Here is a 10928-nt window from a genome sequence, read left to right on the forward strand (position 1 = left end):
AGTTCACTGGTCTTGGAAAAATGATGAAAACAAAACCTTCTTTATGGCAAATGGTGCTATTGCTGATGTTCCCTCAAATCGCAGAAACCATCTATAGCCCGACTCTGGATTCAATATCGAAATCCTTTGATGTCAGTTACACACAAGCTGCTCAAACCCTATCGATTTACTTCTCTGCATTTGCGGTGGGTGTGGTGGTATGGGGCGTGTTAGCTGACAAGTGGGGGCGCCGACCAACCATGTTATTGGGCATGGGGTTATTCGCTTGTTCAGCACTCATTGCTATGCAAACCAATAGCTTTGTTTGGTTGATGATAGCCCGAGCCATGGGCGCTTTCGGGCTTGCGGTTGGCTCGGTTGTGACACAAACCATGTTGCGAGATGCCTTTAGCGGCGCTGAACTGGCCAAGGTGTTTGGTTACATGGGGATGGGGCTGTCGATTAGCCCAATCATCGGGCTGCTTCTTGGCGGTCAATTAAGCCAAGCGGGCGGGCATCAATATGTGTTTATTGCCCTGTTTATTATGGTGTTAGTGCTGTTGGCACATAGCCTATGGTCATTGCCTGAAACGCAACAATCTAAGCAGCCATTGCAGTTAAAGTCACTCAGTATTCACATGGTCAAAGATAGCGATATATGGATGTCTGCGTTGCTGGTCGCGTCGTTCAATATTGCACTGTTTTCCTATTATCAATTGGGTTCATTTGCCTTCATTCAACTTGGATTTAGCGTTGAGCAGTTTGGCTACAGCGGCATTGTGCTTGGGTTCGGGACTCTGTTGGGAAGCTTGGTGAACAAGACATTGTTGAAGAGACAAGTGTCTTCAATGTCTCTGATTGGTATCGCAGCAGGGCTTCAAACATTAGGTGCGGTGGGTGTGTATTTTTCACAACACACGATCTGGTTCTTGCTTCCAATGATGTTGGTGGTTATGGCGTTTGGCATTGCGATTCCCAATGTATTGAGCCGAGCGTTGGTACGTTACCAATCTCAAGCAGGAAGTGCAGGCGCACTGTTTGGTTTGATCTATTACACCTTGATCGGCTCAGGGCTCGCTTTAGCGGGAATGCTCCAAGATCTAGGTGTAGTGTTGGTACTTTGTGGCGCGTTATCTGTTCTGGTGACGAAACGCTAAGTCTCTCATCTGTATTGATAAATTCCGTGTCCTGTTTGGCGCGGAATTTATCATTTCTTGGTTTGTAAATTTGGATATTGACAGGGGTAGAGTGATCGTTCTACTCTGTAAGTAGAACAATCATTCTACCCTTTGTCGGGTATTGAGAGAGCACTATGTTGAGAGAACAGATTGCAGCAAGCCTTGAAGTAGCGTTCAGCCAACAAGGTTTCGCTGAGCCGAGCGTTGCACAGCTGAAAACAGCGTGCGATGTAAGCCTAAGAACCTTGTATAAACACTTCCCTTCAAAAGAAGCGATGATCGTTGGTGCCTTGGAGTATCGACACCAACGTTACCTAGATTTCTTGTTGGAAACGTCGCCTGAAAAGGGGCTCGAATCGGTTACTCATATCTTCAACAAGCTCCAACAATGGTTAGAAGAATATGCGCCGCACGGGTGTATGTCGATGAATGCGATGGCCGCGTTTCCCGATAATGAGCTTATCAGCCAAGCGGTTACACAGCATAAAGAACAAGTTCGTTTGCTAATAGGCAAGCAGAGCCTGCGAGAGGATCTCGCGACACCGCTGTTTTTACTTCATGAAGGCGTATCAAGCGCGTGGCCAGTCTTAGGCGAAGAAGCAGTGGCATCGGCACAGAATATGGTGACAAAATTACTCAAGGAAACAGTATGAATTTCGAGATACCAAAAACAATGAAAGGTGCAGAGATGCTAGGTCACGGCGGAGCAGAAATGCTGGGCTACCGCGAAGATATCGCTGTTCCTCAAATTGAACCTAATGAAGTGCTGATCAAAGTCATGGCAGCAGGTGTTAATAATACAGATATCAACACACGAATCGGTTGGTACTCAAAAAGTGACGATTCAGACGATGCCAGTTGGTCGGGTGAAGCGTTGAAATTTCCTCGAATCCAAGGTGCTGACGTGTGTGGTTTTATCGTAGTCGTTGGTAACGAAGTTTCGGCTGACCGTATTGGTGAGCGTGTTCTGATTGAGCCTTGTTTGACCGAGGTTTATGGACAAGATCTACCACAACCATGGTATTTCGGTTCTGAGTGCGATGGTGGTTTCGCTGAATACACCAAAGTAGCAGCTAAGCATGCTTACGCGGTGAACAGTTCTATGTCGGATGTTGAGCTAGCGTCTTTCCCATGTTCTTACTCGACCGCAGAAAACATGCTGACTCGCTCGAATGTGGCTGAGGGTGATCGCGTGCTTATCTCAGGTGCATCGGGCGGTGTGGGCTCTGCGGCTATTCAACTAGCAAAAGCTCGTGGCGCGTATGTTATTGCCATCACTAGCCCAAGCAAGAACCAACAGTTACTTGAACTTGGCGCAGATGAAGTGATTGCCCGTGATGCAGATTTGGTTAACGCGCTAGGCGAAAGCAGCGTGAATGTGGTTATCGATTTAGTCGCCGGTGATAAGTGGCCGGAATTCCTTGAAGTGCTGAAACCACATGGTCGCTATGCTGTGTCTGGTGCGATTGGTGGTGCAATGGTTGAGCTTGATGTGCGAACTTTGTATCTCAAAGACCTCAGCTTTTTTGGTTGCACGGTTTTAGAACCGCAAGTATTCCAAAACTTGGTTAATCGTATCGAGAAACAGCAGATTGGCGCCATCGTTGCAGAGTCTTATCCGCTAGCCGATATCCATAAAGCGCAAGATGAGTTCTTAAAGAAAAAGCATGTTGGTAAGATCGTGTTGGAAGTGGCAGAACGCTAGTTTTAGTCAGCTTCACGGTTTAGATTGATGGAAGAGTGAGCAAGCTTTATTTGCTCGCTCTTTTTGTTCCTGGTGAATACCGAGGAGCTGAGCAAATTGTTGGGTAACAGATCCTATACAGCTGAAAGGTTAATGATTCATTTATCACTGTATGGTTTATGAGTTGCCTGTGCGATAATCACCGCCGTTATATATCCCGAACTGTTTGATAATCATCTAGGAGCCGTATTGATGTTTAAAAGGGTATTGCAGGCACTATTCTCACCTTTTGTTTATTCAAAAAACAAACCCTCTGCAGAGCCTGCCCAACAAGAGCAACAACAAACCGTTGCTACTGATTCTGTTCAGTCTTCAATCTTTGTTCCGCCGTCGTCCACTCAGCCATCATCATTAATTGTCGATAAAACGATAAGCCTACACGACGGTGAGTTTCTTGATTATCTGTTCGGAGAGTCTCGCCTGCGAACCGAATCTGACCCGTTTAGCGATTTTGTCGCTTGCCAAGTCGAGCGTTTGATACGCTCCCCTAAAGTGTTACTCAATGAATTGCCAGTGATGCCTGCCTCTGTCACCACATTAATGAGGGAGTTACAAAATGATGAGTTTGACGTCGAAGCACTGTTAAAAGTGATTGAACGTGAGCCGAGCATGGCGGCTGATGTGATCAAGTTAGCAAATAGCGCCTTTTACAAACGCAATGAAAAACAGGTTACTGACTTAAAAACTGCTTTCCTAAACATGGGCTCTCAAGGGCTTGTTGAAGGGGTGGTGAATAGCTACATGAAGAACTTCACGCCGGGGAACAATATTTACTGGCGTCACTTCGGTGAGAAAATTTGGAATCACAGTGTTCAAACCGCGTCGTTTTCTAAGGAGTTGATGAAAGACTCTTCACCTCAAGAAGATCAAGCAGCGGCATACTTTGTTGGGTTAATTCGCAACTTAGGCAAGATGATCATTTTCCAGATGATGGTAGAAGCCTTCAAGCATGTTGATCCTTCTGTTCCACCTAACTCGTTAGCGTTGAAGCGCCTGATGAACAGCTACTCTATTCGCCTGACTTACACCATTGCTAAGTTCTGGGAACTGCCAGAGTCTGTGTTGACCGCAATTGGCTACCAAGAGTCGAGCCGATACGAATGCACGCCACTTGGTCAAGCTGTGTTTGAAGCTAACTACTTGAGTGAGTTGTTTTATTTACTAGAAGAACAACCGATTGAAGTCGAGCAGTTTAAGCGCAGATGCAAAGAGACCCTAACTTTGCCTGCGGCATACAACGTGGCTAACCGTATCTATAAAGAGTCTGAATTATCGCTAGTGAGCTAACCCTTAGCCTATTCGACCTACGCTGTGACTGAACATAATGATTGGTTGCAGCTTGGTTGGGCTAGGTTGTGAAATACATTCAGCTACGAAATACGCTTACAAATGGCTAATCCACAGCTTGTCGAGTTCGCACCAACCGAAACCATTTACTTGTGCGCCGTGTATCTTTTCAGAAACCTCTAAGTTGAACGCCTCTTGCTTGAGCTCAACCACAACTCCAGATTCATGCAACCAATGCCGAAGCACCAACAGTGCATTCATTGCTAACTCAAAGTTGGGCTGGTTTGTTATTGAGGCTAAGCCTTGTTCGATTGTCTCTAGCATCTCAGAAGGTAAAGTTAATTCCTCAAACGGGAAGCGAGTGAAAAAGCTTAACCACGAAGTGAAGGTGTCGTTCTCATCAATAATACTGCACAGCGCGACGTCTTTGGTAGTTAGGTAGTGAGTTAGGTAGTGCCCATATTCCACGCTGGTTTTGTGGTCGCCAGACACTGACAACTGATCGAAAAGGGCTTGGCATTCAGAGGTGTCTTCAACGGTGAACTCACGAACGGTTGAAGACAACATCGGGCTTTGAATCTTAAAGAAGGTTGAGCCGAAATCCGGTTGGGAAGAATGGTCATCGCCACGCACGCTGGTCGTTTTCTCGGGCAGTTTCACGCACACCTGATTTTGAGCGCAGGCTTTGCTCTGTGCCCATTCAGGATAGACCCACAACTCGACTCGATTCAGAATCGGCGTGCTGTGTGAATAGGCGCTATTGCGGCTCAATCTCAACATCTTGCTTGAGAAGATGTCTAATGAGAACGCGCCAGATCCAATCAGCCTATCAGTCGGTGATGAGTGATCGAATACGGAGGCTTCAGCCCTAGCAAGTAGGCGCGGTAAATGCCAATCAGGTTGATTCAACTTTACGACAACCACATTGCCTGCCGAGACAGAGACCTCATCAATATGCTGATAACAGCGATGCCATATTTTGCTTTGGCAGAGAGAGTTAAGGTTGCGTGCTATGTCTTGAGGTTCGAGTGTTCGACCGTTATGAAAGTGAACACCATTACGAATCTGAAAGTGCCACTGTGTTGCATCTTGATTAGGCTGCCAATGATAAGCCAGATCGCCGCTGAGTTTGCCGTGCTTAACGGAGGTTAGGCGTTGGCAAACTTGCATCACTAAGAAACGTTCGGTGCGTCTAAGCACGCGTTGAGGGTGAAGCGCTTCGAGTTCTCGGTGAAACGGGATGTACGCGATATTCTGTGTCGACGGATTGGTATTGCTTAGAAAGGCTTGCAACTCAGTGCCAGCATTGCGGCCGTTGAAGCTCAAGGTGTTAAACACCTGTTCTATGTTGCCTGCGTCAGCTTGGGTTTGTGCGTATTGGTAACACGCCTCAATGGGTTCAACCAGACACGTGAGTTGTGCCTTCTTGCTGCGGCCTGAGCTAGCTTGCCACTCAATCCAGCCTTGTGCTGTCATCGCTTTGAGTAAGGTCTGAACGTGACGTTCACTCACGTGCAGCAGTGTGGCCAGTTGGTTGACCTGACAGTGTGATACTCCAGGCCCAAAAGCCTGAAATATCTTTTCATACAGTTCAAGCTTACGCTTAAGGTTGCCCAATTTGCTTTTCCTAACGACGAGGTTGAGTTAAATGTGAATAGCCAGAATCAATCAGTGCGTTTTCCATCGTATCGAGAACTCGAGAGGTTATCTCTGAGCTCAGGATATTCGATTCAGTTTTGCCTTGAAGCACCAAATCTGAAAAATGGTCGATTTCAAATTCGAACCCATTCCCCGTCACTCGGCAGTTGATGGTCGATTTTTGCCCTTGATGTTCAATCTCAATAAAGGCCGGATTCCACCATTTTTCGTGAATGGTGATTTTGGTATCAGGCCCAGTCAAGTGTGCCGTTCGGGGAAGGTTCTGCACTGTTGATGCCGATATCTTACCGTTTATATCGCCAGAGAATGTAAAGCACGCATCGGTATCGACATTCGCGCCCTCATACAGACACGACATCTCTACCTGAGGTTTTGAAGGTTTCACACCCAGCGTTCGACACAAATCGTAGAAGAACCAAAGCCCATAGACCCCAACATCGAGCGTTGCTCCGCCTGACAAATCCGGATTGAAGATAAACAAGTCGGGCTCATAGTCATGATGGTTGCCAAAGCTGGCTTCGATTGAGTCTATCTGAATGTTGTTGTCGACCAAAAATGATTGAAGCTCACGATACGCGGGAAACACCACTGTTTTCATCGCTTCTAGCAACATCACACCATTTTGATTTGCGAGAGCTTTCATCTCCAGCCAGTCACCAAGGTTGGTAAAAGCCGGCTTCTCGACCAATACGTGCTTGTTATTCTTCAGAAACAGTTCAGCAAGTGGCTGGTGGTATGGGTGAACCGTAGCGATGTAAACCGCTTCGACACTTGGGTCATTCGCCATCTCTTCGTAAGAACCATAAGCCTTGTCGCAAGCAAACTTGTTGGCGAACGTGGCTGCGCGTGAGTGATCTCTGGCGGCAACCGCATCAAGCTCACCATGCAGAGAGTGCTCTGTGACTGCGGTTGCGAATCGATTGGCGATATTGCCTAGCCCTGCGATGCCCCATTTTATTTTGCGTTGCGTGTCGCTCATCTGTTGCTCCAAATCGTTGTTTTGTATCAGTGTACTCAGAGACGTCACATACAAATAGAGAACAGATTTCTCAACCTGTTCTCTATTTATTTTATTCTAGTTGAAGCTCAGGATTAGCTCTGTATTGAGTGTTTCCAATCGGCTAGGGCTTTAATGTGTTTTGGCCCGATGCCACAACAGCCACCGATAATATTCGCGCCCAGTGCATGCCAGCGTTTAGCGTAAGTTAAGTAACCTTGGCCATCCAGCTCACGCATCTCCTGAAACATATCATTCGCTTCATGTTCGTTGCTGATAGGCGCAAAATTGTTGGCATAGACACCAATTTCTAAATTACTGCCTAGCTCATCGATCACTTTCTTGGCATCGATAATGGCTTGGTCCATCACTTCAGGCACTGAGCAGTTAAACATAATGCCTGTCGCGTTTGATTGGCAGGCAAGTTTGATCGCGTCTGTTACGCTCTCGCCTGAACGAATATTGGCAGAATCGCCCTTGGTGTCTTCCAAACTGAATGCGTAGTAACACGGCTTATCGGACTGCTTAAGAACCGCATGAATGGAATCGAATTCTTGCAGGCTACAGATGGTTTCCGCTATCCAAAGATCGATGTTTGGGGCTTGGGCATCGTAAAGCGTTTGAATGATTGGCGCCGCCTCTTCTACCTTAAATAAGTCTGGTCGGTAGCTGCCAAATGGCGGTGGAATCGCGCCCGCCACTTTTACGGTGTGAGAAGCATTGTTAGCAACTGCTTTAGCCAGCTCACCAGACAGTGCGGCTAGTTCAAAACCTCGTTGTTCGAACAGCTCTGCACCCAAGTGAAAAGGCACACACGCGTAGCTATTGGTGATTAGGATTTCAGCACCTGCATCGACAAAGTTTTGATGCGCTTGGCTAACAAATTCGGGTGCTTCAATCAGCGCTTGAGCACTCCAAAGCGGTTGAGAAAATGGCGCGCCAATTTCTTTGAGTTCTCGGCCCATGCCGCCATCAAGTATGGTTAGTGTTTTCATATTCAATACTATCTAAACAATTGCTGAAGTTCTGCCGCCACCATAGCAGACAACCTTGTCAGACAGAAGCCATCAAGCCAAGGTTCAACTATCGATGAGGGAGTTTCGTTATAAGCCGTCTAGCGGGCTAGTCGTGCCACTAAAGTGTTGCCCAATAACGTGAGTGTAAATCTGAGTTGTCTTAACATCACTGTGCCCCAGTAGCTCTTGAACCGTTCTGATATCGGAGCCTGACTTTAGAAGTTGCGTAGCAAAACTGTGCCTGAAAGTATGACAACTAATTCGCTTGTGGCGCAATTTATTAGAGTTAGTCGCCTTCTTCAGCGTTTTTCGAAGTACCGAATCATGTAGGTGGTGTCGGCATACGATCCCCGACTCAGAGTGTTGAGTGACGGGTTTTGATGGGAATAGGAACATCCAAGCAAGTTGTCGATAGGCACTAGGGTATTTTTTACCTAATCGGTGAGGCAAAGATGGCCCAAACCCATTCAAGTTATCTTTAGCGAGCAGAACTGCAACTTGTGAAATTTTGTCTTGTATAGCTTCAGTGAGTGAAAAACTTAAAATTGTCACTCGGTCTTTATTTCCTTTCCCATTGTGAACAGTGAGAGACCCTTGTTTTAGATCTATATCTTGTACTCGAAGCCTCAGGCATTCCGATACTCTCAAACCTGAACCATACAACAAGCGAAAAAACAGTTGATATTTAGGATCTATTTCATTGATCACCGAGATAGCTTCCGCATGATTGAGTACGCTAGGAATTTTTCGAGACCGAGTCGCATAGCTAAACCCTAAGTCTCCTAGAGGTTGCTTAATAAATTGATTGTATAAATAGGCTAGAGCATTGAGAGCTACCTTTTGAGTATTGATGGCTACTTTTTGTTGATTAGCTAAATGAGAAAGAAAGGAGACAACTTCAGCGGCATGCATCTGTTCAGGGTGTTTAAGCTTATGAAAATGAATGAAGTATTTTATCCAGTAACAGTAGGCTTTGATTGTCTTGCGACTATAGCCTCGCATCGTCATATGTTCGCAAATTGCCTGCATGAATTGACTCGCCATATATTCCCCTCACAAAATCTGTACATACAGACAGTTTATTGCTTGTTGAATAATTAATGACTTAAAAAAGAGTGGTTTTTAACTCTGATTGAGCACGAATTTAACGAGAGGCTTATTTTAAATTATTGATTATACTGCAGATTTATGGGTGGTTAAGAATGAGGCCGAGCGTTACATAGTCGGCAATATGTGCTTGCACGTTTTCACACTTATTGTTTAGACCCACTTTTATATTAAATGCATAGCATTCAGTTGGTTATGAGTGACCTTTTTGATATGTTAAGCGGATGGATTCGTGCTTGCACAATATTAAAATTTTATGTGCAATCAGTTTCAATCAATGGAGAACCTAATGGAAAATGGTAAAGTGAAGTGGTTTAGCCAAGATAAAGGCTATGGATTTATCACTTCAAATGCAGGTGAGGATCATCACTTTAATGTACAAGGAATAAATGGTCCTGACCTCCCTTCAAATGGGGATGGAGTATCTTTTGAGTCGAAAACAGGAAACAAAGGTAAAAGAGCTGTAAATGTTACAATTACATCTAAAAGCTCAAAAGTAACCAGAAATTCTGATGACCGAATTAATTGCCCTTCTTGTCATAAAAAAATTGTGCCTCGGATGATTACTTATAGGGGGAAGCCTGAAAAATCCGTTTGTCCATATTGTGCAGCAACTGTAAGGACATTTAGTAATTGCTTTATTGCTACTGCTGTCTACGGCGACCCTTGTTGTACAGAAGTTAGAGCGTTAAGAAAGTTTAGAGATGAGAAGTTACTGACAAATACGTTAGGCTCTTTATTTGTTAAGGTTTACTACAATATATCCCCCCCTATTGCCAACTGGTTAATAGGTAGAGAAAAGATATCTAAAAAAATAAGAACTACTCTAAATTATTTGGTAAAGCACATAACAAGCTAATTAATAAGGACAAAAAACAGTTGGCTGTTTTCGTTCCTCAACATTTTAGCCAACAATTTTTTGCCCATTATTAGGGCGTTATACGATTAGTCGAGAGTATAGGAATAATGGGAAAGTATTCGGATCATTTGTCCAAAAGAATTAATACGTGGGGACCAAAAGAGGGTTATTGTGCCATTTGCAGAAAGCCCGCAAAACTGACTCGAGAGCATGTCCCACCTGCAAGTTGTGGAAATGTCAGTAAAGTTGTTGTCCGTTCACTAACTAGCTCCGAGGACAAAAGGTACACTACTACTTCTCAAGGAGGCTTGAATTATCGTACGACGTGCTCTAGCTGTAACAATGATTGGTTAGGGCAAAAGTACGATCCTGCTTTGGCTGAACTGTTCAATGAGGTTAAACTTTTGGCAGAGTCTGTTTCCAAGGGGTACTTGTCATTACCGCCATGCAAAACCTACTTTGTAAGGCCGCAAAGGTTGGCGAGGTCTGTTATTGGGCATATTTTAGCAGGTAATGCTGTAGACATTGTTCAGCAAGACACACCGCATGCACCGATGTATCAAGCAATGGCTGATTACTTTTTTGACGAGACATCCCCTTTGCCCGATGAACTCGAAATTTACTACTGGTTCTATCCTTTCAACGATATTCGCATTGCTCGAGCATTTGGGAGTAAATTTGGGGCAGCAGAGCCAATAGTTGGTGACTTACTAAAATTCTTTCCATTTGCGTTCTGGGTAACTTGGAATCAACCCAAAGACATTAACTTGAATCTAGGTAAATTGTTGCCAACTCGTGACTTATCGATTGATGAACCTTCGCAGCTAACTATAAATTTTGATAGCTATCCACCAATCTATTTTCCGGAGGCTCCTCAAGAAAATGGTATGACAGTATTTAATTCAAAAATGGTTGCGGTGGGTACAAAGTAAAAATCGTATTACAAACTGTTTAAGAGGGATTCCCAACGCTTGGCATTTTTCATTCCATCGTTGGGTTTTGTGTTTACGGTGGTATGGTTGGGTTTCGTGGTTGCGTTGCTCACACCTTAATGCGGCTACATGGATTCCCCCGGTTGTCAAACATCCGCTAAACTTATGTT

The 10928-nt window shown here is 44.9% G+C and carries 10 protein-coding genes; 6 read left to right on the forward strand and 4 right to left on the reverse strand.

Features of this window, described 5'->3' with window-relative positions:
* Positions 1-23: 23 nt before the first annotated feature.
* The 4 genes from AB6D58_RS21810 (at position 24) to AB6D58_RS21825 (ending at position 4188) form a co-directional block, all read left to right on the forward strand.
* The gene (locus AB6D58_RS21810) at positions 24-1136 is read left to right on the forward strand and encodes a multidrug effflux MFS transporter (protein ID WP_136978648.1); all 1113 of its coding nucleotides are present in this window, start codon (positions 24-26) and stop codon (positions 1134-1136) included.
* Positions 1137-1291: 155 nt separating this feature from the next.
* On the forward strand, positions 1292-1810 hold the full coding sequence (locus AB6D58_RS21815) for a TetR/AcrR family transcriptional regulator (protein WP_017085532.1): 519 nt from the start codon (positions 1292-1294) through the stop codon (positions 1808-1810).
* Positions 1807-2862, forward strand: a complete 1056-nt coding sequence (locus tag AB6D58_RS21820; RefSeq protein ID WP_372158446.1) for an alcohol dehydrogenase family protein — start codon at positions 1807-1809, stop codon at positions 2860-2862. The genes AB6D58_RS21815 and AB6D58_RS21820 overlap by 4 nt, the downstream gene beginning before the upstream one ends.
* A gap of 231 nt (positions 2863-3093) precedes the next feature.
* On the forward strand, positions 3094-4188 hold the full coding sequence (locus AB6D58_RS21825; protein WP_372158448.1) for an HDOD domain-containing protein: 1095 nt from the start codon (positions 3094-3096) through the stop codon (positions 4186-4188).
* A 96-nt stretch (positions 4189-4284) separates the two neighbouring features.
* Here AB6D58_RS21825 and AB6D58_RS21830 read toward each other — a convergent pair whose 3' ends face one another.
* From AB6D58_RS21830 to AB6D58_RS21845, 4 genes are all read right to left on the reverse strand, one after another.
* Positions 4285-5805 carry an SgrR family transcriptional regulator gene (locus AB6D58_RS21830; RefSeq protein WP_372158450.1) on the reverse strand — a complete coding sequence of 507 codons (1521 nt, stop codon included), beginning with the start codon at positions 5803-5805 and terminating at the stop codon, positions 4285-4287.
* Between the two features lie 10 nt (positions 5806-5815).
* Positions 5816-6826, reverse strand: coding sequence for a Gfo/Idh/MocA family protein (locus tag AB6D58_RS21835; protein WP_372158452.1), 1011 nt, complete (start codon positions 6824-6826; stop codon positions 5816-5818).
* 113 nt (positions 6827-6939) lie between these two features.
* Complete coding sequence (locus tag AB6D58_RS21840) at positions 6940-7839, reverse strand: homocysteine S-methyltransferase family protein (protein ID WP_372158454.1); 900 nt, start codon at positions 7837-7839, stop codon at positions 6940-6942.
* Between the two features lie 108 nt (positions 7840-7947).
* Positions 7948-8904, reverse strand: coding sequence for an integron integrase (locus AB6D58_RS21845; RefSeq protein ID WP_372158456.1), 957 nt, complete (start codon positions 8902-8904; stop codon positions 7948-7950).
* A 352-nt stretch (positions 8905-9256) separates the two neighbouring features.
* On the opposite strand from AB6D58_RS21845, the gene AB6D58_RS21850 reads away from it, so the two are divergent.
* A complete protein-coding gene (locus AB6D58_RS21850) occupies positions 9257-9826 on the forward strand; it encodes a cold-shock protein (protein ID WP_157938423.1) in 570 nt (189 codons plus the stop codon).
* Positions 9827-10200: 374 nt separating this feature from the next.
* On the forward strand, positions 10201-10758 hold the full coding sequence (locus tag AB6D58_RS21855) for a hypothetical protein (protein WP_372158458.1): 558 nt from the start codon (positions 10201-10203) through the stop codon (positions 10756-10758).
* Positions 10759-10928 lie beyond the last annotated feature (170 nt).

This window comes from Vibrio sp. 10N.239.312.D08, from assembly GCF_041466145.1.
GTDB classification, from domain to species: domain Bacteria; phylum Pseudomonadota; class Gammaproteobacteria; order Enterobacterales; family Vibrionaceae; genus Vibrio; species Vibrio crassostreae_C.

Bases quoted from the DNA above. Each gene is read 5' to 3' on its own strand.
- AB6D58_RS21845 (WP_372158456.1), bottom strand. From the start codon at position 8,904: ATGGCGAGTCAATTCATGCAGGCAATTTGCGAACATATGACGATGCGA.
- AB6D58_RS21810 (WP_136978648.1), top strand. From the start codon at position 24: ATGAAAACAAAACCTTCTTTATGGCAAATGGTGCTATTGCTGATGTTC.
- AB6D58_RS21850 (WP_157938423.1), top strand. From the start codon at position 9,257: ATGGAAAATGGTAAAGTGAAGTGGTTTAGCCAAGATAAAGGCTATGGA.
- AB6D58_RS21825 (WP_372158448.1), top strand. From the start codon at position 3,094: ATGTTTAAAAGGGTATTGCAGGCACTATTCTCACCTTTTGTTTATTCA.
- AB6D58_RS21820 (WP_372158446.1), top strand. From the start codon at position 1,807: ATGAATTTCGAGATACCAAAAACAATGAAAGGTGCAGAGATGCTAGGT.
- AB6D58_RS21840 (WP_372158454.1), bottom strand. From the start codon at position 7,839: ATGAAAACACTAACCATACTTGATGGCGGCATGGGCCGAGAACTCAAA.
- AB6D58_RS21835 (WP_372158452.1), bottom strand. From the start codon at position 6,826: ATGAGCGACACGCAACGCAAAATAAAATGGGGCATCGCAGGGCTAGGC.
- AB6D58_RS21815 (WP_017085532.1), top strand. From the start codon at position 1,292: ATGTTGAGAGAACAGATTGCAGCAAGCCTTGAAGTAGCGTTCAGCCAA.